Genomic DNA, 23,767 nt, shown 5'->3' on the forward strand with positions numbered 1-23,767 from the left:
AGGGGCGTGATGCGGAAACGGTTGATGCTGGCGGCACTCGCGGCGATGGCTTTGGTGACGAGCGCGGGGCCGACATTCGCACAGCAGACGATCCGCGTCGGCTGGACCATCCCGGCGGAAGAATCCAAATACTGGATGATGAAGCGGCCGACCGAATTTCCGGATCTCGGCAAGACCTACAACATCGAATGGACCCAGTTCCAGGGAACGGCACCGATGACGCAGGCGCTCGCCGCCGGCGCGCTCGACTGCGCCACGCAGGCGCCGCTGTCACTCGCGAACGGCGTCGTCGGCGGCGGCCTCAAGGCCTACATCGTCGCCCAGCACGTCTATGAGAAGCCGGGCGGCTTCTCGGTCTACTGGGCGGTCAAGGACGATTCCCCGATCAAGACCATCGCCGATCTCAAGGGCAAGACGGTCGGCATTTCCGTGATCGGCGGCGGCACGCAAGGGCCGTTCAACATGCTGCTGAAGCAGGCCGGGCTCGATCCGGCCAAGGACATCAAGCTGGTCGAAGTCGGCTTCGCGGTGTCGGAGGATGCGCTGCGCCAGGGCCGTGTCGACGCCGTCAATATGAATCAACCCTTTGCCGCGCGCGCCGAGGCCAAGGGCGGCACCCGCAAGCTGTTCTCGCTGTCCGAGGCGATGCCGAACATCGTCCACATCCTCGAGGCCTGCCGCGCCGACTTCGTCGACAAGAACCCGGAGCTGGTGAAGGCCTATGTCCGCGACATCACGACCGGCATGAAGAAGGCGCTCGCCAATCGCGACGAGACCTTGAAGGTGGTGTCGGAGGTCATGAAGGCGCCGGTCGCCGTGATCGACACCTATCTGCTGAAGGACAATGATTTTGGCCGCGATCCGGTGGCCGCGCCGAACTTCCCGGCGATCCAGAAGATGCTCGACATCTACGCCGAGACCGGCATGCTGCCGAAGCTCGACGTCGCCCAGTTCAAGCATCCCACGATCGTCGCGCCGATCCAGTAGGCGGCTTCACGCGGAGCCTTGTCGATGAGGAAGCTGCGATCGCGTGTGACGGTGGAAGGGCTCGATCGCGCTCCGCACCGGGCCTTCATGCGCGCGATGGGGCTGGACGATGCCGACATCGCCAAGCCGATGATCGGCGTCGTTAGCCAGAAGGGCGAGCAGACGCCCTGCAACATGACGCACGATTTCCAGGTCGATGCGGCGAAGACGGGCGTCTCCGAAGCCGGCGGCACGCCGCGGGAATTCGCCACCGTCTCGGTCTCCGACGGCATCAGCATGAACCATGAGGGGATGAAGTTCTCTCTGTTCTCGCGCGAGCTGATTGCCGACTCCATCGAGGCCGTGGTCCATGGCCTGGCCTATGACGCGCTGATCGGCTTCGGCGGCTGCGACAAGACCCTGCCCGGCGTCATGATGGGCATGGTCCGCTGCAACGTTCCGTCGATCTTCATCTATGGCGGCAGCGCGCTGCCCGGCAAGTACCGGGGCAGGACGCTCACGGTGCTCGACTCGTATGAAGCGGTCGGCAGCTACATGACCGGCGAGATCGATGCACAGACGCTCGAAGGCATCGAGCGGACCTGCCTGCCGACCATCGGCGCCTGCGCCGGGCAGTTCACCGCCAACACCATGGGCATGCTGTCGGAGGCGATGGGCCTGTCGATGCCCAACGTCTCGATGATCCCCGGAATCTATGCCGAGCGCGCGCACGTCGCGCGGCAGGCCGGACGCCTGATCATGCAGATGCTCGCGCATGGCGGCCCGCTGCCGCGCGACATCGTGACCCGGAAGGCGCTGGAGAACGGGGCGGCCATCGTCGCGGCTACCGGCGGCTCCACCAACGCCGCGCTGCATCTGCCGGCGATCGCCAATGAGGCCGGCATCCGCTTCACCCTCGACGATGTCGGTGAGGTGTTCGCGCGCACGCCGCTGATCGGCAATCTCAGGCCGGGCGGCAAGTACACGGCGAAGGACGTCTACGACGTCGGCGGCGCCGCCGTGGTGATCCGCGCGCTGATCGAGAGCGGCCACATCGACGGCTCCTGCATCACTGTCACGGGCCGCACGCTGGCTGATGAATACGGCTCGGCCAACCCGCCGGACGGCGAGATCGTGTTCAGCCCGGCCAAGCCGATCATGGCGGATGGCGGCGTGGCTGTCCTCAAGGGTAACCTCGCGCCCGACGGCGCCGTCATCAAGATTGCCGGCCTCAAGAACCTCGTGTTCGAGGGCCGCGCGCGGGTGTTCGAGGACGAGGAGGTCTGCGTCGCTGCGGTCCGCGCACGCAACTATCAGGCGGGCGAGGTGCTGATCATCCGCAACGAGGGTCCGGTCGGCGGTCCGGGGATGCGCGAGATGCTCGGCGTCACCGCGCTGATCTATGGCCAGGGCATGGGCGAGAAGGTCGCGCTGATCACCGACGGCCGCTTCTCCGGCGCCACCCGCGGCATGTGCATCGGCTATGTCTCGCCGGAAGCCTTCGTCGGCGGTCCGCTGGCGATGGTGCAAGACGGCGATCCGATCCGCATCGATGCGAAGGCGCGCACGCTCGATGTGCTGCTTGATGACGTTGAGCTGGCTTCGCGCCGCAAGCACTGGACGCAGCGGCCGCCGCGGCACCGCGCGGGAGCGCTGGCGAAGTATGCGAAATTGGTCGGGCAGGCGCCGCTCGGCGCCGTCACGCATGAGGGACCGGCCGAATGGCCCTGGTTCGATCAGGAGCAGCAATGAGCGGCGCGCGTGGGACGATTGGCAGGGTTCTTGCTAATCTTTCCAGGTCCCCGTCATTCCGGGGCAATCGTCGAGGCGCAGCCGCGAAGCGGCTGCGCTTCGAGGATTGAACCCGGAATCTCGAGCTTGTTCAGCATGACGCAAGGCAATCTCGAGATTCCGGGTTCAAGGCCTTTCGGCCTTGCCCCGGAATGACGGTGGATGTGGTTTAAAACGATCGTCTGCGGCAGTCTTCATGCCTGATATCACGGAGCCTCTAAGCGTGCTGCATCGGAAAGAGAAGCCGACATGGGCGTGACCCCGATCCGACCCGGCCAGCTCGCGGGCGCTCCGCTCGGCCGCCGCGCGGCCACGCCGATCATCGAGATCGATCACGTGTCGCAGGTGTTCAAGACGTCGTCGCGCCGCGACCACACCGCGCTGTCGGACATTTCGCTTTCGGTCGGCGAGGGCGCCTTCGTCTCCATCCTCGGGCCCTCCGGCTGCGGCAAGTCGACCTTGCTCTACATCGTCGGTGGCTTCGTCAGCCCCACCAAAGGCACGGCGAAGATGAAGGGCAAGCCGATCAGCGGTCCCGGCACCGATCGCGGCCCGGTGTTCCAGGAGTTCGCGCTGTTTCCCTGGAAGAGCGTGCTCGGCAACGTCATGTATGGTCCGCTGCAGCAGGGCAAGAAGCCGGCGAAGGCCGAGGCGCTCGCGCGGACTTTGCTCGCCATGGTCGGACTTACCGGCTTCGAGAAATTCTATCCCAAGGAGCTCTCCGGCGGCATGAAGCAGCGCGTCGCGCTCGCCCGCACGCTGGCCTACGGGCCGGAGGTGCTGCTGATGGACGAGCCGTTCGGCGCGCTCGACGCGCATACGCGCACGCGGCTGCAGAACGACCTGCTCGACATCTGGGAGCGCGACCGCAAGACGGTGCTGTTCGTGACCCACTCGGTCGAGGAAGCCGTGTTCCTGTCCGACAAGGTCGTGATGATGTCGCGCTCGCCTGGCCGCATCCGCGAGGTGATCGACATCGACCTGCCGCGCCCTCGACGCCGCGAGGAGCTTCTGCTGGACCCGCGCTACCAGAAATACATCGTCGACATCGAGCGCATGTTCGACGATTCCGGTGACAACGAGCTGCCGTCATGAACGGCCTGCTGAAGCCGCTCGCGCCGGTGCTGGCTTGCTGCGGTCTGCTGCTGGCGTGGCAGCTCGCCTCGCTCGGACTGAAGAACGACAGCTTTCCGACCGCGCTGGAATCGCTGCGTGCGATCCCGCCGATCCTCACCGACAAGGACTCCCTGATCAACATCCTGGCCTCGCTGCGGCGGATGGCGATCGGCTTCGCACTGGCGCTTGCGTTCTCGATTCCGCTCGGGTTGCTGATGGGGCGCAGCCGGTCGACCGCCGCCTTCTTCAACCCGCTGCTGATGCTGATCTACCCGGTGCCGAAGGCGGCGCTGATGCCGATCATCATGCTGTGGCTCGGCGTCGGAGACATCTCCAAGACGCTGGTGATCTTCCTCGGCGTCAGCCTTCCGGTGATCTACCACAGTTTCGAGGGCGCCAAGGCGGTCGAGGAGAAGATGCTGTGGTCGGGCGCGGCGATGGGGCTCTCGGCCGGCGAGCGCCTGCTGCGCATTGTCCTGCCCGCGGCGCTTCCGGAGATCCTCACCGGCTGCCGCACTGGAATCGTGCTGGCGCTGATCACGATGGTGACGAGCGAGATGATCGCGCGGCAATCCGGCGCCGGCAACATCCTGTTCAACGCGCTCGACATGGGCCAGTACGACACGGTGTTCGCGATGATCATCATCATCGGCGCCATGGGCATCTGCCTCGATGCGGCGTTCGAGGTCGTCAGGCGCTGGCTGGTGCGCTGGTCCGAGCCGCAGTTCGACATGCCGCTGAGCTTCTCATGACGCGCACCTCCAACGACATCCTCCTTGGCGCCGCGCCGATCGTGCTGGTCCTGCTGCTGTGGCAGGGGCTGGTGTCGTTCGGCTATGCGCCGCCGACCCTGCTGCCGCCGCCGGGGCAGGTGTTTTTGCGGATGGGCCAGCAGCTCACCAGTGTCACGTTTCAGCAGGACATCGCGGCAACGCTGTTCCGGCTGTTCGCCGGCTTTGCGATCGCCGTGGTGCTCGGTGTTTCCCTGGGAATTGCCGCCGCAGTGAGCCCGCCTGTCAATGCCGCCGTCAAGCCGATCGTGCGCGTGCTGGCGCCGCTGCCGAAGGTCGCGCTCTATCCGGCGTTCCTGCTGCTGCTCGGCTTCGGCCACGAATCCAAGATCATGCTGGTGGCCGCGGATGCGCTGTTTCCGATTCTGCTGTCGACCTACTACGGCGCGACGACCGTCGAGCAGAAGCTGATCTGGTCGGCGCTCGCCGCCGGCACGCCGCCGCGCGACGTCTTGTGGAAGGTGGTGCTGCCGGCCGCGATGCCGTCGATCCTGACCGGCTGCCGCATCGGCCTCGTGATCTCCTGCATCGTCGTGTTCCTGGCCGAGATGATCACCTCGACCGACGGGCTCGGTCACGTGCTGGTGACCGCCGCGCGCACCTTCCAGGCTGTCGACATGTTCGTGCCGCTGATCACGATCTCGCTGCTGGGCCTCATTCTCAACGGCCTGTTGCAGGGCCTGCGCGCGTATCTGCTGCGCGGCTTCCCCTCAGTCTGATAACAACACCAACAACAATCGGGAGAACGTACCATGCTGGCGGATCGCATCGAGGCGAAATGGATCGACGCATTCTGCGAGATCTTCGAGCGCTGTGCCGTCAAGGCGGGTGACACCGCCGCGATCCTGTCGGAAACGCAGTCGCGCGCCCTCAACGTCCACCTTGCGGAGTTGGCGCTGTTGCGGATGGGGGCGCGTCCGTTCCATGTCGTTGTGCCGACCCCGCGCAACCGCCATCCGGTGCCGGTGCGCTCGACCGGTGCGTCGGAGGCGATCGGCAAGCTCGGGCCGGTGGTCTCAGCGCTGCAGCAGGCCGGCTTCGTCGTCGACTGCACCATCGAAGGCTTGATGCATGCGGTGGAGACGCCGGAGATCCTGAAAGCCGGCGCGCGCATTCTCGTGATCTCCAACGAGCATCCCGAGGCGCTCGAGCGCATGGTGCCGGACTCGGCGCTCGAGAAGCGGGTGCGCGCCGCCGCCAAGATGCTGCGCGGCACCAAGCGGATGCGCGTGACCTCGAAGGCCGGCACCGATCTCGACGTGATCATGGAGGGCGCCTCCACCGTCGGCGTCTGGGGCTGGACCGACCGTCCCGGCACGCTCGCGCATTGGCCGGGCGGCATCGTCGTCAGCTTCCCCAGGAGCAAATCGGTCAACGGCACCATCGTGATGGCGCCCGGCGACATCAACCTCACCTTCAAGCGCTATCTCACCTCACCGGTGACGATGACCCTCTGCGACGACTACGTCACCGGGCTGGACGGCGAGGGCGCCGATGCCGCGATGATGCGTTCCTATCTCGCCTCCTGGGGCGACCGCGAGGCCTATGCGGTGTCGCATGTCGGCTGGGGCATGAACCCCGGCGCGCGTTACGAGGCGCTGACCATGTACGACCAGCGCGACACCAACGGCACCGAGCTGCGCGCCGTTCCCGGCAATTTCCTGTTCTCCACCGGCGCCAACGAATTCGCCGGCCGCTACACGGCCGGGCATTTTGACCTGCCGATGATGGGCACCACGATCGAACTGGACGGTGTGGCCGTGATCAAGGACGGCGTGCTGCAGGACGTGTTCGGGTAATTCTCCGGGTCGTCGCTCGCGAGTGGGCGCCACGGCGGCAGTCTACTCCCCTCCCCGCAAGGGGGAGGGGAGCGCACCGTCACATGAGGGGCAGGTCGCCCCACAATGGCGAAGCGTCCGCGATGCAGAATTGTGTCGAGCGAGTTCTGAAAAAAATAATTCACTTGCCATTTTCCGGAAATTGTGGTTCTCTCTCGCCATCCCGCCTCACTGCGGAGGGGCGTTGCGCGCGATCGTCACGACACGCGAGGCGGGGAGCGATGGCCGCGAGAGATCGCAGCGTCCTCTCGCGAGGGCGCCGACGAACGATCGATTGCGGACGTGAAGTCGCAGCGTCCTGACACCCCGAAGCTGGTGTCCAGCGCAATGCGCCTAAAGCGCATTGTCGCCATGGTGGCCAACAAGCCCGGCGCACCAGGGAGACTGCGTATAAGCGTGAAGCCCATCGCGCAGGGAATGCCGGAGTGTTCGGCTGCACCTGTGGTACCTGCCGCCTGCATTCTTCTTCGCAGGCGGGCCACGGGTGAGGCCTTCACCCGGCATTCCCTGCGCCCTCTGCATTTGAAGAGGGACGAACTGATCGCAACGCTCGGGCGCAAATGCGCCGCGAGAACGAGACGTCATGCCGCCCGCTGTTTGACCCGTGTATCCGATCCCCCCACCATTGTCGTCCTGGGCAAGCCGTGACGCGCAAAGCGCGTCGCGGCGCCGACCCGGGATCCATACTCCGCGGCAGTCATTGTTTTGCGAGATGATCGACGCGCGTCCCCAAACTCCTCCCTGGGGTTATGGGTCCCGGCGCTCGCCGGGACGACGGCGGAGTTTGTTGATGCAGTTGCAGTTGATACCCGCAAAGGGCCGGCAGCGACACCGCTGTAGGGTGGGCAAAGCAGCCGCCCGCAGGGCGGTTGCGTGCCCACCGTGCATCCAGGCATGCGGAGCGACATGGTGGGCACGGCGCGCGATGGAGCGCAGCATGAGGCGCGCAGTGTCGCCTGCGCGCCTTTGCCCACCCTACGGCTATGCGCCACGCGACGATCAGCCTCGCTGCGTGCTCAATCCACAACCGGCGGCCGGGCGAGCTTGAAATGCCGCAGCATGTCGACCAGCGCGCCGAGCCGCTGCTCGCGATAGGCTGCGACATCCATACCGGAATAATCGAGGAATCCGGCGCCGGTGCGCAGGCCGATGCGGCCCTCTGCCATGTTGCGCTCGATCACGTCGGGCGCGCGATAGCGGTCGCTGTGGAGCGCGCCCTCGAGATAGCGGCTGGCGTAGTAGAGGATGTCGCCGCCGCCCCAGTCGATGAATTCGAGCAGGCCGAGCACGGCGTAGCGGAAGCCGAAGCCGTAGCGGATCGCCTTGTCGATCTCCTCGGCGCTGGCGACCCCTTCGCCGACCATGCGCGCCGCCTCATTCATGGCGAGCGCCTGGATGCGCGGCACGATGAAGCCCGGCGTGGCCGCGCAGACCACCGGCACCTTGCCGATGCCTTCGAGCAGTGCCTTCAGCCGCGCCGTGACATCGGGATCCGTCGCCTGGCCCGGCGAGATCTCGACCAGCGGGATCAGATAGGCCGGGTTGAGCCAGTGCGCATTCAGGAAGCGCTCAGGCCGCTCCACCGCACCGGAGAGATCGTCGACCAGGATCGTCGAGGTCGTCGAGGCGATGATCACGTCGGGCGCGACCGCGCGCGACGCTGCCCCGAGCACCTCGCGCTTGAGGTCCACGATCTCCGGCACGCCCTCGAACACCAGGGTCGTCTGCGCCAGCACATCGCCGCTCGCGCTGGCCGGCGCGACGGTGATTTTGCCCATCAGCTTTTTGGCATCGGCGGCTTGCAGCATCCCGAGCCGCGCCAAGGTCGCGAACGTCGCGCCGACCTCGCCGAGCGCGTCGCGCTCGAGCCCGGCGAACTCCTCCGGCCTGCGCGACTTGATGTCGATCATCGTCACGGGATGGCCGGCATAGGCGAAGGCCACGGCGATGCCGCGGCCCATGCGGCCGGCGCCGAGGCAGGCGATATGACCGCGCGCGCTCATTGAGCAAATCCATCACGCAGCAGCGCCTGCAGCGCGGTCCGGTCGAGACCACCAAGGCCGAGGCGGGCGAGCGTGCGCCCCGTTGCCACGAAATCCTCGCCGCAGATCGCACCGCCGATGGCCAGGAAGGCGCGGGCGAGCGGCGTCGGCGTGCCGCTCAGCTCGGCGGCCGAGATCAGGAACGACAGGCCGAGCCTGAGATCTTCGCGCATGTAGCGGTGCTGCGTCAGCACGAGCTGCTCGCGCCAGTCGCCGGAATCGGTGAGCCGGTCATGCGAGCCGCGGCCATACATCCAGATCTCGCCCTCCCTGGCGTAGTGATGCGCCAGCGGAAAATGTGGCGCGCCGTAGCCGAGCGCTTCGCGCACCGCAATCCGCTCCGCATCGAGCGCATCGGTGACGCGGCGGATCGAAGGTTGCGTGCCCTCCTTGTGGATGTCCCAGCGCTCGAAATGCTCGATCGGACCTGCATTCATCACGATCAGCGGCGGATGGATGATGCAGCCGGCATTCATCAGCGCGCCCGACAGCGCGTCGCCACAGGGCTCGATCACGTCGGGGAAGGCGCGGCCGATCACAGCCAGCGCGTGCTCGGCCGTCTTCGAAGGAAACACGCCGACCGGCAGCCGCTTGGCCCGGATGGTGATCGCGACCTCGAACGGGCCGTGCTTGCGCGTCAGCCAGGGCAGCGTGCCGGTCTCGGCGTAGCTGACGTTGGCTTGATTGCCGGCATCACGCGCGGCCGCCGCGAAGATCATCGTGCCGAAGGTCGCCGGCGGCAGGAACACGACCTGACCGTCGACGAGATGCGGCGCAAGTTGGTGCGCGATGGCTGCCTGCGCGAAGGCCGGTGCCGGGCAGAGGATCAGCTCGGCGCCATAGACGGCCTCGCCGATATCCGTCGTGACCAGCGCCAGCCTGGCCTCATGACGGCCATTGACGTCCTTGACGATGATCGTCGAGCCCGCCGCGCGATGCTGCGCGACAGCGTCCACATCGCGGCGCCACAGCCGGACCTCGTGACCTCCGAGCGCGAAATCGCCTGCCGCTGCAAAGGAGCCGTTGCCGCCGCCAAGCACTGCAATTTTCAAGAGCGCGTCTCCATGCCGATCATTTGGGGCCATCGATCTGGCGCAGCAGATGGTGCTGCACCTTGCCGAGCGCAGTGCGCGGCAGGTCGTCGACGAACACGATGTCGCGCGGCACCTTGAAGCGCGCGAGCTGCGCCTGCAGATGCGCGCGCAAGGTGTCCGCATCGAGCGCGCAGCCCTGGCGCTTGACGACGAACGCTACCGGCACCTCGTCCCAGCGCGGATCGGGCCGGCCGATCACGCCGCATTCGACGACGTCGGGATGCTCGCCGAGCACGCGCTCGATCTCGGCCGGATAGACGTTTTCGCCGCCGGAGATGATCATGTTGTTCTTGCGCTCGAGCACGAAGAAGTTCCCCTCCGCATCGCGCTGGGCGATGTCGCCGGTGCGGTACCAGCCGTCATGGATCGCCTGCTGCGTGACTTTGGCGTTGCCCCAATATTCGAAGAACAGATTGGGCCCGCGCACGGCGATCTCGCCCGCTTTGCCCGCCGAAAGCTCGTCGCCGTCCTTGTCGATGATCTTGGCTTCGCAGCACAGCCCGGGCAGGCCGGTGGAGCCTGCGCGCGAGAGGTCGCCGCCGAGCCGTGTGTAGACCGCGATCGGACAGGTCTCGGTCGAGCCGTAGACCTGCAGCACCGGCACGCCGCGTGCGGTGATGCGTTCGATCAGCGCCGGCGGCACGATGCTCGATCCGGTCGCAACAGCTCTCAGCGAGGACAGGTCCGTCGCGTTCCAATCGGGATGCTCGGTGACGGCCTGAATGGTTGCCGGCACCAGCACGGTCAAAGTCGGCCGTTCGTTGACGATCGCCGCCAGTGTCGAATCCGGCGTGAAGCGGGCGTGCAGCGTAACGGTGGCGCCGTGATGCAGCGCCGGCGTGGTCTGGATGTTGAGGCCGCCGACGTGGAACAGCGGCAGCACCGTCAGCACGTGATCGTCGGAGGTGAGGCCATGCATGTGCTGGCTCATCACCCCGTTCCACAGCAACGCCTCCTGGCGCAGCACCGCGCCCTTCGGCCGGCCCGTGGTGCCCGAGGTGTAGACGATCAGCAGCGGGCAGGAGAGGTCGATGTGCGGGTTGCGATCATCGCCGTGACCGCGGCCCAGCAGATCGTCGATCTGCAATCCGCTCGACGGCGCAAAGTCGATGCCGACCGGCACGGTCTCCGGATGGCTCTCGGCGAGCGCCGGCAGCACCGGCGCAAAGGCCTGCTCCAGCACCAGCACCTTGGCGGCAGCATCCGAGAGAATGAAGACCTGCTCGGCCACCGCCAGCCGCCAGTTCAGCGGCACCAGGATCGCGCCGAGTCGCGCACAGGCATAGAGCAAGACCAGATAGTCCGGCCGGTTGAGGCTCAAAATCGCGACGCGGTCGCCGCGTCCGACGCTGAACTCGGATTTCAGCGCCCGCGCTGTCCGCGCTATGCGCTCGCTGAAATCGGCATAGCTCAGCGTCCTGCCTTCGAAGTGGATCGCCGGCTTGTCCGGCGTGAACGCCGCGTTGCGCTCGATCAGGCTGCAGAGGTCCACGCTCAGTCGTCCGTCTCGCCGGGCTCGTACAGTGCCTCGCGGCCGATGCGGTCGAGGCACAATTCGGCGGTCCAGGGCAGCATCAGGGAGCCGCAACGGCTGTCGCGATAGATGCGCTCCAGCGGCAGCGTCTTCAGCATCGATTGTCCACCGCATGTGCGGATGGCGAGCGCCGCCAGATCATTGGCCCCCTCCATCACCGAGTACTGCGCCGCATAGGCGCGCAGCACCTGCTCCTTGCTCGGATTGGCTCGCGCCTCGGTGACGGCCTGGAACCAGATTCCCTTGATCTGCTCCAGCTTGATCTGCATCTGCGCGACCGCGATCTGCTTGGTCGGGTACATCCGCCGCTTGACCGGCGGCATGCCCGGCACCTCGCCGCGCAGATATCTGACGGTGAAGTCATACGCAGCCTGCGCCAGCCCCATATAGGTCGGCGACAACGTCATGAACATGTGCGGCCAGCGCATCGCCGCCTGGAAATAGACGCCGCGCGGCATCAAGGCGGCGTCCTCCTCGACGAAGACATCCTTGAAAAGCAGCGTGCGTGACACCGTGCCGCGCATGCCCAGCGGATCCCAGTCGCCGACGACTGAGACGCCCTCCGTTTTCGCCGGCACCGCGAGATAGAGCGTGTTGCGGCGGGATGCCTTCTCGCCCTCGCTGACCTCGGTGCATAGCACACCATAATAGTCCGCGTGTCCGGCGAGCGAGGCGAAGATCTTCTTGCCGCTGACCAGCCAGCCGCCCTTGACCGGCTTGGCCTCAGTACCGAACGCGACGCCGCCCGCTGCCGCCGCGCCACCCTCCGAGAAGGGCTGCGAATAGATCGCGCCGTCGTCGACGATGCGCTTGTAGTGGATCGCGCGCCGCCGCTCGTGCTCGGCGCGGACGTCCTCGTCCATGTCGAGATCGTCGGCGAGCGGTCCGGACCATAAGGTCGAGCAAACGTGCATGTTCCAGGTCAGCGCGGTGGCGCCGCAATAGCGGCCGATCTCGGCGGCGGTGAGTGCATAGGTCTGGTAGCCCGCGCCGAGGCCGCCGAGAGCCTTGGGAACGGAGATGCCGAGCAGGCCCGCGCGATGCAGGTCCTTGTAGTTCTCAGTCGGAAAGCTCGCCTCGCGATCCCAGGTCGCGGCGCGGCCCGCCAGCACGCTCTGTCCGAGTTCCCGGGCCCGTGTGATGATGTCGGCCTGCTCGGCCGTGAGCCGATATGGGGCCGGATCGAACATCGGCGCATCGAGGGCTTCGCCGGAGGCCATCGCCGTCTTCTGGACCGGGATCGTCATCATCTCTCCGCTGTCGCTGGTGTTGCATGTGTCGTCAGGAACGTATCGAGTGCGGCGTTGAACTCGCCGGGCCGTTCGAGATTGACGAGATGGCCGGCGCCCTGAAGTTCGACGTAGTCCGACGAGGGAATGAAGCTCGCCATCTTCTCCATCATCGGCGCCGGCGCGTTGCGATCCTTCGAGCCCGAGAGCACCAGCGTCGGCACCTTGATGTCCTTCAAGGCTTGTCGCCGGTCGAAACCGAGCAGGGCCAGCATGCTGGTGCGATAGCTTGCCTCGGGTACACCGGCCATGCAGGAGGCTGCAATTTCAAGGCCGCGCGGATCGGGATCGTCGCCGACCAACTCCTTGACCAGGTCCGGCGCCAGCGACGCCATCGTCGCGCCCCGATCGAGCGGTCCGAGACGCGCCTCGATGAACGACTTCTGCCAGTCGCCGTCGGCCTTGCCGAAGGCCGGGCTGGTCTGAGCCAACACCACGGCCGACGCGGCCTGCGGATGCGTCGTCAACCATTCCTGTACGATCATCCCGCCGATGGAATGACCAACGAGGATCGGCTGCTTGGCGCCGATCTGGCTCAGGAAATCTTGAAGCGCAGCGGCGAGCGTGGTGATGCTGGCCGTCTCGAGCCGGGCGGATTGGCCATAGCCTGGCATGTCCCAGGCCACCGCATGGCGGCGCTCGCCGAAATAGTCGAGCTGACCGCGCCAGGCGCGTGCCGCGCCGCCGATGCCGTGCAGGAACACCACGGTCTGCCGCTCGGGCGCCCCCGATGCCTCGTAGCCGAAGCGGCCGTCCTTCGTGGTGGTGATTTGCGACGCAGGCACGCAGACCTCCGAGATATGCCTGATACCGCTACGCTGCTCGCTCCAGGCCCTTGAACGCTAGTCGCGGCAACCGGGGTGTCAAGGCGCTTCGGGCGTGTTGTTGCAAAAATTTGAAGTTTAAAATAACTTCGAGGCCGCGATCGTATTGCAAGAGATGAGGAGGCGCGCGTGTCGGGATTGCCTGCAGCTGCGCATGCGATGGTGACGGGCGGCGGACGCGGCATCGGCCGCGAGATCGCGCAAGCCCTGAAGCTTGCCGGCGCAACCGTGACGATCGTCGGGCGCAACGGCGCAACGCTCGATGAGGCGATCGCAGCCGGCTGCGCCGATTACGCCGCCATTGCCGATGTTGCCGATCAGGCCGCGCTGAACGCGGCCGTTGCCGCCGCTGTTGCGCGCCAGCCGATCGACATCCTGATTGCCAATGCCGGAAGTGCCGAGTCCGCCCCGTTCCTGAAATCGGATGCCGCGCTGTTCCGTCGCATGATCGACATCAATTTCATGGGTGTCGTGCATGCCGTGCAGGCAGTGCTGCCGGCGATGAGGGCAAAGTCCTATGGCCGCGTCGTTGCGGTCGCGTCCACGGCAGGGCTCAAGGGCTATCCTTACGTCAGCGCCTACACCGCAGCGAAGCATGCTGTCGTCGGCCTGACGCGCTCGCTCGCGCTGGAGCTGGCTGCGACGCGCGTGACAGTCAACGCAGTCTGCCCAGGCTTCACCGATACGGATCTCGTCGCCGACAGCGTGGACAACATCATGAAGAAGACCGGCCGCAGCCGGGAGCAGGCGATCGCCGAGCTTGCCAAGCATAATCCGCAGGGGCGGCTCATCATGCCGCAGGAAGTTGCTGATACCGTGCTGTGGCTGTGCGGCAGCGGTGCCGGTGCGATCACGGGACAGGCGATCGCTGTGGCCGGCGGCGAGGTGTAGACCGTAACGCCCAACGATAAGATTTGAAGGAAGGAAGCTGACATGTCGAGACACGCCAATCCCGTCACCGTGCCGTTGGCGGACTACAAGCCCAGCCATTTCCTGCTCGCGGTCAAGGATCGCGTCGCGACCGTGACGTTGAACCGGCCCGAGCGCAAGAACCCGCTGACCTTCGAGAGTTATCGCGAACTGACCGACTTCTTTCGGGCCTGCGCGTTCGACGACGACGTCAAGGCGATCATCGTGGCCGGTGCAGGCGGCAATTTCTCGTCCGGCGGCGACGTGTTCGAGATCATCGGTCCGCTGGTGAAGATGGACACCAAGGGTCTGACCGCCTTCACCCGGATGACCGGCGATCTCGTCAAGGCGATGCGGGCCTGTCCGCAGCCGATCGTCGCGGCGGTCGAAGGAATCTGTGCAGGCGCTGGCGCGATCGTTGCGATGGCCTCCGATATCAGGCTGGCTGCAACCGGTGCCAAGGTCGCGTTCCTGTTCAACAAGGTCGGCCTTGCCGGTTGCGACATGGGGGCCTGCGCGATCCTGCCGCGCATCATCGGTCAGTCCCGCGCGTCCGAACTGCTCTACACCGGCCGCTTCATGAGTGCCGACGAGGGCGAGCGCTGGGGCTTCTTCAGCCGCATCGTCGCACCCGCCGACGTGCTGGCGCAGGCCGTGGTGTTGGCAACCGAGATCGCGAACGGCCCGACTTTCGCCAACACGATGACCAAGCGCATGCTGGCGATGGAATGGGCGATGTCGGTCGAGGAGGCGATCGAAGCCGAGGCAGTTGCCCAGGCCTTGTGCATGACGACGGAGGATTTCAACCGCGCCTTCGAGGCCTTCGCGGCCAAGTCGAAGCCGGTCTTCCAGGGCAATTGACAAGCGGAGGGAACCGAAGGGGCTTGCCAGGAGATATTTTAGGGTTAAAATAATTTCGGTTGGCTCGGCACTCCAGCGGAGGCGCTCATGAAGATCGCGATCATCGGCGGCGGACCCGCCGGTCTCTATGCGGCGATACTGCTCAAGAAGCAGCGGCTCGGCGCCGACATCGCGGTCTACGAGCGCAACCGCGCCGACGACACGTTCGGTTTCGGCGTGGTGTTCTCCGATGCCACGCTCGACAATTTCGAGAAGCACGATCTGCCGAGCTACCAGCGGATCACCCAGGAGTTCGCCTACTGGGATGATATTGCCGTGCATTTCCGCGGCACGGTCCACCGGGTCGGCGGCAATGGTTTCTGCGGCTGCTCGCGCCGCACGCTGCTGCGAATCCTGCAGGAGCGAGCGCGCGAGCTGGGCGTGACCCTGCAGTTCGAGGTCGACCTCGAGGACGAGTCGCAATTCGCTGATGCGGATCTCCTGATCCTGTCTGACGGCATCAACAGCCGCTTCCGCCAGAAATACGTCGATCACTTCCAGCCCGAGGTCGATCTGCGCGCCAACAAGTTCGCGTGGATGGGATCGACCAAGCCGCTCGACGCCTTCACCTTCATCTTCCAGGAGACGGAGTGGGGCCCGTTCATCGCGCACGCCTATCAGTACGAGACGGGCCATTCGACCTGGATCTTCGAGACCGATCCAGAGACCTTCGAGCGGGCCGGCCTGACCGGGCTCGATGAGCGGCAATCCGCCGACCGCATGAAGGAGATCTTCGGCTGGTTCCTCGGTGATCATCCGCTGCTGATCAACCGCTCGATGTGGCGCAACTTCCCGATGATCCGCAACAAGCGCTGGGTCAAGGACAACATGGTGCTGCTCGGCGACGCCAAGTCGACCGCGCATTTCTCGATCGGCTCGGGCACCAAGCTCGCGATGGAAGACGCGATCGCGTTGGCTGACGCCATGCAGCGCGCGCCCAGTATTCCGGCCGCACTGGATCTTTATGAGCATGGCCGCCGCGAGGAGGTCGAGAAGACGCAGCATGCCGCCGACGTGTCGCTGGTCTGGTTCGAGCACGTCGACCGCTTCTGGGATTTCGATCCAGTTCAGTTCGCGTTCGGCGTGATGACGCGCTCGAAAGCGATCACCTACGACAATCTCACTCTGCGCGCGCCGGACTTCGTGGCCGAGGTTGACAAGGCGTTCGCGCGGCAGGTTCGCGCCAAGGGCTTCGACGTCGACGTCGAGAAGCCGGTCGCGCCGATGTTCCAGCCGCTCAAGCTGCGCGAGATGACGATCGCAAATCGCGCGGTGCTGTCGCCGATGTGCATGTACTCGGCAGATGAAGGCGTACCCAGCGATTTCCACCTCGTGCACTATGGCTCTCGCGCGATCGGCGGTGCCGGTCTGTTGTTTACCGAGATGACCTGCGTCAGCCGCGAGGCCCGCATCACGCCCGGCTGCGCCGGTCTGTGGAACGACGCGCAGGAGGCCGCTTGGAAGCGCATCGTCGATTTCGTTCACGCCAACTCGCAAGCCAAATTCGCGCTGCAACTTGGCCATGCCGGACGCAAGGGCGCGACCAAGCTGATGTGGGACGGCATGGACCGGCCATTGGAGCAGGGCGGCTGGGACATCGTGTCGGCGTCGCCGCTGCCGTACTTCCCTGACAGCCAGGTGCCACGCGAGCTCGACCGCGCGGCGATGGACGCGATCAAGGCCGATTTCGTCGCCGCGGCCGAGCGTGGCGAGCGCTGCGGCTTCGACATGCTCGAGCTGCACTGCGCCCACGGCTATCTGCTGGCGAGCTTCATCTCGCCGTTGACCAACAAGCGGACCGACGCGTATGGCGGCGCGCTGGAGAACCGGCTGCGCTTCCCGCTGGAAGTGTTTGCCGCGATGCGCGCGGCGTGGCCGGCGCACAAGCCGATGTCGGTGCGCATCTCCGCCACCGACTGGGCCGAGGGCGGCGTCGCTGGTGACGACGCGGTGCTGATCGCCCGCGCCTTCGGCGAGGCGGGCGTCGATCTCGTCGACGTCTCGACCGGTCAGACGGTGCGCGAGGCCAAGCCGATCTACGGCCGCATGTTCCAGACGCCATTCTCCGATCAGGTCCGCAACGAGGCCCGCGTCGCCACCATGTGCGTCGGCAACATCACCTCGGCCGATCAGGTCAACACCATCCTTGCCGCCGGCCGCGCCGATCTCGTCGCGCTCGGCCGCCCGCATCTGGTCGACCCCGCCTTCACCATGAAGGCCGCGGCCTGGTATGGCGCCGACATGTTCTGTCCGCCGCAATATCTGCCGGGCAAAGAGCAGATCTTCCGCAACAGCGTGCGGGAGCGGCAGGATTTCGAGGAGCTGAAGATTAAGGCTAAGCCGAAAACGCGGGCGGAGCTGAAGGCCGAGGCTGCGAAGCCGCTTGCGGCGGAGTAAGCCGCTGTGCCACGCTGCGGCCCGGTACGTCCTGAGCGAGTGGAGTAGGGCGCGATGAAGGCGATCATCGTTGGTGGCGGTATCGGTGGATTGACCACGGCTCTGATGCTGCGGGCGCGCGGCATCGATTGCGAGCTGTTCGAGCAGGCGGATGCGATCCGCGAGCTCGGCGTCGGCATCAACACCCTGCCGCATGCGATCCGCGAGCTCGCCCAGCTCGGGCTGCTGGACCGGCTCGACGAAGTCGCCATCCGGACCTATGAGCTGTTCTACCTGACTCGGCGCGGCCAGGAGGTCTGGCACGAGACTCGCGGGCTCGACGCCGGCCATGACGTGCCGCAATTCTCGATCCACCGCGGCCGGCTGCAGAGCGTGATCCACCAGGCCGTGGTGGAGCGGCTCGGGCCGGAGAAGGTCCACACCGGCTGCCGGCTCGGCGCCTTCACCCAGGACGAGGGCGGGGTCACCGCCTATTTCTTCGACCGCACCGGGTCTCATGTTCACACCGCCCGTGGCGACGTGCTGATCGGCGCCGACGGCATCCATTCCAAGGTCCGGCAGACGCTGTTCCCCAACGAGGGCGCGCCGTGCTGGAACGGCCTGATGCTGTGGCGCGGCGCCACCGACTGGCCGGTGTTTTTGACCGGGCGGTCGATGATCATCGCCGGCGGCCTGAACGCCAAGGCGGTGATCTATCCGATCGCCGAGGGCTCGAGCCCCGCGACCCGCCTCACCAACTGGGCCGTGCTGGTGCGCATCGGCGATGCCAACACTGCGCCGCCGCGGCGTGAGGACTGGTCGCGGCTCGGCAAGACCGACGAGCTGATGCCGCATGTCAACGGTTTCTCCATCCCACAGGTCGATTTCGCCGCCATGGTGCGCGCGACGCCGGAGTTCTGGGAGTATCCCTGCTGCGACCGCGATCCGCTGCCATACTGGTCGAGCGGTCGCGTCACCTTGCTCGGCGATGCCGCGCATCCGATGTACCCGGTCGGTTCCAACGGCGCGTCGCAGGCCATTCTCGATGCCCGCGCGCTCGCCGACGCCTTGGCCCGCTCGGAGCATCCGCGCCAGGCGCTGATGGCCTATGAGCAGAAGCGGCTGCCGATGACCGCCGAGATCGTCGCCTCGAACCGTCGTGGCGGGCCCGAGGGCGTCATCGATGCCGTCGAGCAGCTCGCGCCGCAGGGTTTTACGGACATCAACACCATCCTCAACTACGAGGCCCGCGAGGGCATCGTGCGCGGCTATGCCAGCCGGGCCGGCTTTGCCGCGCGGATGGTCACGCGGCAGGCTTCGTAGGTCAGCTCGCGAGCACCGTTGTTGAGGCTGCCCCTCATCCCCAGTCCTCTCCCCGCAAGGACGGGGAGAGGGCGTGCACCGCATTCTGTGCGACAGCCGATGTCTCGGCCGACTCACGCCCCCGGAGGCGGGGGCAGGAAGTGGATGTTGTGCTCGGCGGCGAGCTTCACGACGTCGTCTGGGTTCTGCTCGCGCATGTTGTGGATCGCCCAGAACAGCTCGTAGAGCCGCCGCGTTGGCGACACCCAGAACAGCGTCTTGGCCGTCTGCTGCGACTTGTTGAAGATGCCGTGCGGCTTGCCCATCGGCAGCCGCACCGTGTCGCCGGCGGTGGCGTATTCCTCGGCGCCGTCGAGGAAGAAGTCGAGCCGGCCTTCGAGGATGTAGAGATATTCGTCCTGGTCGGGATGGATGTGCGGCGGCACGAAGGTGCCGACCGGGAACGTCGCATGCCAGGAGAAGCTGTGCTCGGTGCGGTTCTTCGGCACATAGATCTGGCCGAGGATGTTCCAGGAGATGCCCTGGATGCCCTCATTGGCCCGGGTGATGCCCGCGATTTCCGGATGGCTCATGTTGGTTTTCGCTCCCTGCTTTTACTTGGCCACGCAGTCCTTGGCGTAGCGGTCGGCGTAGTTCTCGAACACCTTCTGCACGATCTCTGTCTGGAACTTGCCGTCCGGGCGCTTGGCGACCTTGGTCAGATAGAAGTCCTGGATCGGGTAGCCGTTGGTGTTGAACTTGAAGTTGCCGCGCAGCGAGGCGAAATCGGCCTTCTTCAGCGCCGCGGCCACGGCGTCCTTGTTACTGAGGTCGCCGCCGACCGCCTTTACGGCGCTGTCGATCAGCAGCGCGGCGTCATAGGCCTGCATGGCGTAGGTGCCGGGCACGCTGTTGTAGGCGGCCTCGTAACCGGCGACGAACTTCTTGCTCTGCGGATTGTCGAAATTCGGTGCCCAGTTGGCGCCGCCGAACATTCCGACCGCGGCATCCTGCTGCGCAGGGAGCGTGGACTCGTCGACGGTGAAGGCGGAGAGCACCGGGACGCTGTCGGCAAGGCCCGCCTGCTTGAATTGCTTGACGAGGTTCACGCCCATGCCGCCCGGCATGAAGGTGAACACGGCGTCCGGCTTTTGCGAGGAGATCTTGGACAGCTCGGGCTGGAAGTCGAGCGTGTTGAGCGGAACGTAGGACTCTTCGACGATCTCGCCCTTGTAGTCGAGCTTGAAGCCGGCGACGCTATCGCGCCCGGCCTGATAGTTCGGCACCAGCAGATACATCTTCTTGTAGCCGCGGTCCTGTGCGACTTTGCCGAGAACCGCGTGCACCTGGTCGTTCTGGTACGACGTCACATAGAAATAGGGACTGCACTCCTTGCCAGCGTAGCTCGACGGACCGGCATTCGGGCTGATCAGGAAGGTCTTGTTCTCCGTGATCGGGCGGTGGATCGCCTGCAGCATGTTGGAGAAGATCGGGCCGACGACGAAGTCGACCTTGTCGCGCTCGAGCAGGCCCTTGGCCTTGGTGATCGCGGCGTCCGGCTTCAGCTCGTCGTCGGCGACGACCACGTCGACCTCCTTGCCGCCCATCTTGCCGCCGAGGTCCTTGATCGCGAGGTTGAAGCCGTCGCGGACCTGCCCGCCGAGCGCGGCGGCCGGCCCCGAGAGGGTGACGATGACGCCGATCTTGATCTTGTCGGCGGCCAGCGTCGGCTGCGCCAGCAGGCACGCGACGACGCCAAGTCCAGCGCCGAGACCGACCAGCTTCGAACTCACTTTCATGACAACTCCCCCGGATGCGGAAATTCACGTTTATGTTTTTTGCACCTGACCAGATGATGCGTCAGACCGCAGCTTGGTCTCAAGCCTAGTCCGACGACGCCCTTACCCGCAAGCGAGCTGCCTGCGGTGAACGGCGGTTTCGGCTGCATGCAAGCAGCGCGCCAATTGCTTGAAGGTTAAAGGAATTACCGTCCTTCCTCCTCTGCCACAGGGGACGGTACGTTTTTCCTTGCTCCCGGAAGGTCCTGAAGGTCAAACTCGCGAGCCTCGCTGGACGAGGCTGAACGTGCCCAAGTGATTCCGTCATGACGCTTGATTCCGAGACCAAGGCCGTCGAGCTGCCCGAGGACCATGCCGAGGAGCTGCGGCTGTGGCTGCGCCTGCTCACCTGCACGACCCTGATCGAGGGCGAGATCCGCAGCCGGCTGCGCGAGCGCTTCGACGTGACCCTGCCGCGTTTCGACCTGATGGCGCAGCTCGACAAGGCGCCTGATGGCATGACCCTGTCCGATGTCTCCAAGCGCATGATGGTTTCGAATGGAAACGTGACCGGGCTGGTCGAGCGCCTGGTCGAATCCGGCCATCTCGATCGCCGCACTTCGGAGACCGATCGTCGGGTTCAGGTGATCCGCCTGACCAAGCTCGGCCGCGCCGAATTCCGCAAGATGGCGGCCGAGCACGAGACCTGGATCGCGGACATCTTCGGCGATCTCACGGAGAAGGACGTGCGTGAGCTGATGCGGCTGCTCGCCAAGACCAAGGGATCGGCGCAGAAAGCCGTGCAGCGCCGGCAGGATTGACGCGAGCCTGACAGGACGTCGCAGGCGACGCTGCTGCGCGCGGCAAACGCTCAAACAATTTGCTGGCAGTGCACAATCTTCGGCTCTTGCGTCCAGATGTTTTAAGTCTAAAATGTTTAGGACTGAAACGTACCGGGCGTCTTTCCTTTCAGACAGGAGCCTGTGATGGCCGCCGCCGCCAAAGCTCAACTTCCGGACAGCGCAAAGGCGCATAGCGCCCATGTCGACACCTTCGCTCAGGACAATCTGCCGCCGCGCGAGCTGTGGCCCGACTTCGTGTTCAGCCGGCCCGAATTCCACTATCCGCCACGGCTGAACTGTGTGACGCATTTCGTCGACCGCTGGGTCGAGGAAGGGCGGGGCGATGCGCCCTGCATCATCAGCACCGAGGTCAGCTACACCTATTCCGAGCTGCAGGCCCTGGTGAACAAGATCGCCAACGTGCTCGTCAGCAAGCTCGGCCTGGTGCCCGGCGGCCGCGTGCTCTTGCGCTCCGCCAACAACCCGATGATGGTTGCCACCTATCTGGCCGTCATCAAGGCCGGCGGCATCGTCGTCGCCACCATGCCGCTGTTGCGCGCAAAGGAGCTGTCCTATCCGATCCAGAAGGCGCAGATCGCGCTGGCGCTGTGCGACGGCAAGCTCGCCGACGAGATGGAAAAGACGCGCGCGGTCGCGCCGGCGCTGAAGCAGGTCGTCTACTGGGGCAATGGAAAGCCCGACTCGCTGGAAGCGCTGATTGCGGATGTCAGCCCTGAGTTCACCGCGGTCGATACCGCCTCCGACGATCTCTGCCTGATCGCGTTCACCTCGGGTACCACCGGGGATCCGAAGGGCACGATGCATTTCCACCGCGACATGCTGGCGGTGTGCGACGGCTACGCCCGCAACGTGCTGCGCGCCAATCAGGGCGACCGCTTCATCGGCACCGCGCCGCTCGCCTTCACCTTCGGCTTCGGCGGCGTGTTGTTTCCGATGCATATCGGCGCCTCCTATGTCGTGCTGGAGAAGACGTCGCCGGACGATCTGTTGTCGGCCATCGAGCGCTACAAGGCGACCGTCTGCTTCACCGCCCCGACGGCGTATCGCGCCATGCTCGGCAAGCTCGAAGGCCGCGACATCTCCTCGTTGCGCAAATGCGTTTCCGCTGGCGAGACGCTGCCCAAGCCGACCTTCGATGCCTGGCTCAAGGCCACCGGTCTGAAGCTGATGGACGGCATCGGCTCCACCGAGATGCTGCACATCTTCATCAGCGCCGTCGAGGACGAGATCCGCCCCGGTGCCACCGGCAAGCCGGTGCCGGGCTACGAGGCCAAGATCGTCGACGACGAGGGCCATGACGTGCCGCCGGGCACGATGGGTCGGCTCGCGGTGCGCGGGCCGACCGGCTGCCGCTATCTCGCCGACGAGCGCCAGCGCAAATACGTCCAGAACGGCTGGAACGTCACCGGCGACACCTACGTCATGGATGCGGACGGCTACTTCTGGTACCAGTCGCGGTCGGACGATATGATCGTGTCGTCCGGCTACAACATCGCCGGCACCGACGTCGAGGCGGCGCTGCTGACGCATCCCGCGGTCGCCGAATGCGGCGTGGTCGGTGCGCCCGACGAGGCCCGCGGCATGGTCGTCAAGGCCTATGTCGTGCTGGCGCCCGGCGCCGAGGGCACCCCGGCGCTGGTGGCCGAGCTGCAGGAGCATGTCAAACGCGAGATCGCGCCCTACAAATATCCGCGCGCGATCGAGTTCGTGACGCAGCTGCCCAAGACCGAGACCGGCAAGCTGAAGCGGTTCGCCCTGCGCGCGATCGCACAGGCCGCCGCTGCGCCATCGTCGGGCACGGGCGCGTAGCAGAGACAGGGAGAGACGTTCGTGAGCACGACCAAAGCGCCCACGCTCGCCGTGGTGAAGCAGGAGGAGGGCGAAGGCCTGCGCGTCCTGCAGCCGAGCGGCTGGCCGATGCCGAAGGGCTATGCCAACGGCATCAGCGCGGACGGACGGATCGTCGTGACCGGCGGCGTCATCGGCTGGGACGCGAACGAGACGCTGGCCGAGGGCTTCGTGGCGCAGGTGCGGCAGGCGCTGCAGAACATTGCCGCCATCCTGGCCGAGGGCAACGCCGGACCGGAGCATCTGGTGCGGCTGACCTGGTACGTCGTCGACATGGACGAGTATCTCGCCAACCTGAAGGATCTCGGCAGGATCTATCGCGAGATCTTTGGCAGCCACTATCCGGCGATGGCGCTGGTGCAGGTGGTGCGGTTGGTCGAGAAGGCCGCGCGCGTCGAGATCGAGGCGACCGCGGTGGTGCCACGCTGAGGGCGACGTTCGAGCGAGAGGCGCGAGACCATGGAGATTTCCGTAAAGTGCTGCGAAGCCGGGCTCCGCCGTGCGCA

20 protein-coding genes are annotated in these 23,767 nt (G+C 65.8%); 13 read left to right on the top strand and 7 right to left on the bottom strand.

Annotation, left to right across the window (positions count from 1 at the left end):
- Positions 1 to 9: 9 nt before the first annotated feature.
- The 6 genes from QX039_RS08760 to QX039_RS08785 all read left to right on the top strand — a co-directional run bounded on the left by QX039_RS08760 (position 10) and on the right by QX039_RS08785 (position 6,463).
- Positions 10 to 987 carry an ABC transporter substrate-binding protein gene (locus QX039_RS08760; protein ID WP_315773042.1) on the top strand — a complete coding sequence of 326 codons (978 nt, stop codon included), beginning with the start codon at positions 10 to 12 and terminating at the stop codon, positions 985 to 987.
- A gap of 24 nt (positions 988 to 1,011) precedes the next feature.
- Entirely contained in the window at positions 1,012 to 2,718 is a 1,707-nt protein-coding gene (gene ilvD / locus QX039_RS08765) for a dihydroxy-acid dehydratase (RefSeq protein ID WP_315773043.1), read from the top strand.
- Between the two features lie 288 nt (positions 2,719 to 3,006).
- Complete coding sequence (locus tag QX039_RS08770) at positions 3,007 to 3,852, top strand: ABC transporter ATP-binding protein (protein ID WP_315773045.1); 846 nt, start codon at positions 3,007 to 3,009, stop codon at positions 3,850 to 3,852.
- Complete coding sequence (locus QX039_RS08775) at positions 3,849 to 4,625, top strand: ABC transporter permease (protein WP_315773047.1); 777 nt, start codon at positions 3,849 to 3,851, stop codon at positions 4,623 to 4,625. Before QX039_RS08770 ends, QX039_RS08775 begins: the two co-directional genes overlap by 4 nt.
- Positions 4,622 to 5,383 (top strand): ABC transporter permease, encoded by a 762-nt coding sequence (locus QX039_RS08780; RefSeq protein ID WP_315773049.1) that lies wholly within the window; start codon positions 4,622 to 4,624, stop codon positions 5,381 to 5,383. Before QX039_RS08775 ends, QX039_RS08780 begins: the two co-directional genes overlap by 4 nt.
- A 33-nt stretch (positions 5,384 to 5,416) precedes the next feature.
- A complete protein-coding gene (locus tag QX039_RS08785; protein ID WP_315773050.1) occupies positions 5,417 to 6,463 on the top strand; it encodes a peptidase M29 in 1,047 nt (348 codons plus the stop codon).
- Positions 6,464 to 7,518: 1,055 nt separating this feature from the next.
- Here QX039_RS08785 and QX039_RS08790 read toward each other — a convergent pair.
- From QX039_RS08790 to QX039_RS08810, 5 genes are read right to left on the bottom strand one after another with little or no spacing between them, the layout of a single operon-like run.
- Complete coding sequence (locus tag QX039_RS08790; protein ID WP_315773051.1) at positions 7,519 to 8,505, bottom strand: 3-hydroxybutyryl-CoA dehydrogenase; 987 nt, start codon at positions 8,503 to 8,505, stop codon at positions 7,519 to 7,521.
- Positions 8,502 to 9,596: an NAD/NADP octopine/nopaline dehydrogenase family protein gene (locus QX039_RS08795; protein WP_315773052.1), complete on the bottom strand. Its 1,095-nt coding sequence runs from the start codon at positions 9,594 to 9,596 to the stop codon at positions 8,502 to 8,504. The genes QX039_RS08790 and QX039_RS08795 overlap by 4 nt, the downstream gene beginning before the upstream one ends.
- Before the next feature lie 19 nt (positions 9,597 to 9,615).
- On the bottom strand, positions 9,616 to 11,130 hold the full coding sequence (locus QX039_RS08800; protein ID WP_315773054.1) for a class I adenylate-forming enzyme family protein: 1,515 nt from the start codon (positions 11,128 to 11,130) through the stop codon (positions 9,616 to 9,618).
- A 2-nt stretch (positions 11,131 to 11,132) separates the two neighbouring features.
- Complete coding sequence (locus QX039_RS08805; RefSeq protein WP_315773055.1) at positions 11,133 to 12,419, bottom strand: acyl-CoA dehydrogenase family protein; 1,287 nt, start codon at positions 12,417 to 12,419, stop codon at positions 11,133 to 11,135.
- On the bottom strand, positions 12,419 to 13,246 hold the full coding sequence (locus QX039_RS08810; protein ID WP_315741173.1) for an alpha/beta hydrolase: 828 nt from the start codon (positions 13,244 to 13,246) through the stop codon (positions 12,419 to 12,421). Before QX039_RS08810 ends, QX039_RS08805 begins: the two co-directional genes overlap by 1 nt.
- Before the next feature lie 168 nt (positions 13,247 to 13,414).
- On the opposite strand from QX039_RS08810, the gene QX039_RS08815 reads away from it, so the two are divergent.
- The 4 genes from QX039_RS08815 (at position 13,415) to QX039_RS08830 (ending at position 18,793) form a co-directional block, all read left to right on the top strand.
- Positions 13,415 to 14,176 carry an SDR family oxidoreductase gene (locus QX039_RS08815; protein ID WP_315741174.1) on the top strand — a complete coding sequence of 254 codons (762 nt, stop codon included), beginning with the start codon at positions 13,415 to 13,417 and terminating at the stop codon, positions 14,174 to 14,176.
- Between the two features lie 42 nt (positions 14,177 to 14,218).
- Positions 14,219 to 15,055, top strand: coding sequence for an enoyl-CoA hydratase family protein (locus QX039_RS08820; RefSeq protein WP_315741175.1), 837 nt, complete (start codon positions 14,219 to 14,221; stop codon positions 15,053 to 15,055).
- A gap of 87 nt (positions 15,056 to 15,142) precedes the next feature.
- Complete coding sequence (locus QX039_RS08825; protein ID WP_315773056.1) at positions 15,143 to 17,491, top strand: bifunctional salicylyl-CoA 5-hydroxylase/oxidoreductase; 2,349 nt, start codon at positions 15,143 to 15,145, stop codon at positions 17,489 to 17,491.
- 54 nt (positions 17,492 to 17,545) lie between these two features.
- Positions 17,546 to 18,793, top strand: coding sequence for a flavin-dependent oxidoreductase (locus tag QX039_RS08830; RefSeq protein WP_315773057.1), 1,248 nt, complete (start codon positions 17,546 to 17,548; stop codon positions 18,791 to 18,793).
- Positions 18,794 to 18,906: 113 nt separating this feature from the next.
- Here the strand turns inward: QX039_RS08830 and QX039_RS08835 are convergent, their stop codons facing one another.
- Both QX039_RS08835 and QX039_RS08840 read right to left on the bottom strand, forming a co-directional pair.
- Complete coding sequence (locus QX039_RS08835) at positions 18,907 to 19,365, bottom strand: cupin domain-containing protein (protein WP_008963203.1); 459 nt, start codon at positions 19,363 to 19,365, stop codon at positions 18,907 to 18,909.
- A gap of 21 nt (positions 19,366 to 19,386) precedes the next feature.
- Positions 19,387 to 20,571, bottom strand: a complete 1,185-nt coding sequence (locus QX039_RS08840; protein ID WP_315773058.1) for an ABC transporter substrate-binding protein — start codon at positions 20,569 to 20,571, stop codon at positions 19,387 to 19,389.
- A 305-nt stretch (positions 20,572 to 20,876) separates the two neighbouring features.
- On the opposite strand from QX039_RS08840, the gene QX039_RS08845 reads away from it, so the two are divergent.
- The 3 genes from QX039_RS08845 to QX039_RS08855 all read left to right on the top strand — a co-directional run bounded on the left by QX039_RS08845 (position 20,877) and on the right by QX039_RS08855 (position 23,690).
- The gene (locus tag QX039_RS08845; protein ID WP_315741180.1) at positions 20,877 to 21,371 is read left to right on the top strand and encodes a MarR family transcriptional regulator; all 495 of its coding nucleotides are present in this window, start codon (positions 20,877 to 20,879) and stop codon (positions 21,369 to 21,371) included.
- Positions 21,372 to 21,536: 165 nt separating this feature from the next.
- Complete coding sequence (locus tag QX039_RS08850; RefSeq protein ID WP_315773059.1) at positions 21,537 to 23,222, top strand: benzoate-CoA ligase family protein; 1,686 nt, start codon at positions 21,537 to 21,539, stop codon at positions 23,220 to 23,222.
- A gap of 21 nt (positions 23,223 to 23,243) precedes the next feature.
- The gene (locus tag QX039_RS08855) at positions 23,244 to 23,690 is read left to right on the top strand and encodes a RidA family protein (RefSeq protein WP_315741182.1); all 447 of its coding nucleotides are present in this window, start codon (positions 23,244 to 23,246) and stop codon (positions 23,688 to 23,690) included.
- The last annotated feature ends 77 nt before the right edge of the window (positions 23,691 to 23,767 follow it).

The sequence above is a fragment of the Bradyrhizobium sp. SZCCHNR1043 genome (assembly GCF_032489675.1).
Classification (GTDB): Bacteria; Pseudomonadota; Alphaproteobacteria; order Rhizobiales; family Xanthobacteraceae; genus Bradyrhizobium.

Coding starts and splice junctions, on each gene's coding strand:
- QX039_RS08760 (WP_315773042.1), top strand. CDS start 10: ATGCGGAAACGGTTGATGCTGGCGGCACTCGCGGCGATGGCTTTGGTG.
- ilvD (WP_315773043.1), top strand. CDS start 1,012: ATGAGGAAGCTGCGATCGCGTGTGACGGTGGAAGGGCTCGATCGCGCT.
- QX039_RS08770 (WP_315773045.1), top strand. CDS start 3,007: ATGGGCGTGACCCCGATCCGACCCGGCCAGCTCGCGGGCGCTCCGCTC.
- QX039_RS08775 (WP_315773047.1), top strand. CDS start 3,849: ATGAACGGCCTGCTGAAGCCGCTCGCGCCGGTGCTGGCTTGCTGCGGT.
- QX039_RS08780 (WP_315773049.1), top strand. CDS start 4,622: ATGACGCGCACCTCCAACGACATCCTCCTTGGCGCCGCGCCGATCGTG.
- QX039_RS08785 (WP_315773050.1), top strand. CDS start 5,417: ATGCTGGCGGATCGCATCGAGGCGAAATGGATCGACGCATTCTGCGAG.
- QX039_RS08790 (WP_315773051.1), bottom strand. CDS start 8,505: ATGAGCGCGCGCGGTCATATCGCCTGCCTCGGCGCCGGCCGCATGGGC.
- QX039_RS08805 (WP_315773055.1), bottom strand. CDS start 12,419: ATGACGATCCCGGTCCAGAAGACGGCGATGGCCTCCGGCGAAGCCCTC.
- QX039_RS08820 (WP_315741175.1), top strand. CDS start 14,219: ATGTCGAGACACGCCAATCCCGTCACCGTGCCGTTGGCGGACTACAAG.
- QX039_RS08825 (WP_315773056.1), top strand. CDS start 15,143: ATGAAGATCGCGATCATCGGCGGCGGACCCGCCGGTCTCTATGCGGCG.
- QX039_RS08830 (WP_315773057.1), top strand. CDS start 17,546: ATGAAGGCGATCATCGTTGGTGGCGGTATCGGTGGATTGACCACGGCT.
- QX039_RS08835 (WP_008963203.1), bottom strand. CDS start 19,365: ATGAGCCATCCGGAAATCGCGGGCATCACCCGGGCCAATGAGGGCATC.
- QX039_RS08840 (WP_315773058.1), bottom strand. CDS start 20,571: ATGAAAGTGAGTTCGAAGCTGGTCGGTCTCGGCGCTGGACTTGGCGTC.
- QX039_RS08845 (WP_315741180.1), top strand. CDS start 20,877: ATGACGCTTGATTCCGAGACCAAGGCCGTCGAGCTGCCCGAGGACCAT.
- QX039_RS08850 (WP_315773059.1), top strand. CDS start 21,537: ATGGCCGCCGCCGCCAAAGCTCAACTTCCGGACAGCGCAAAGGCGCAT.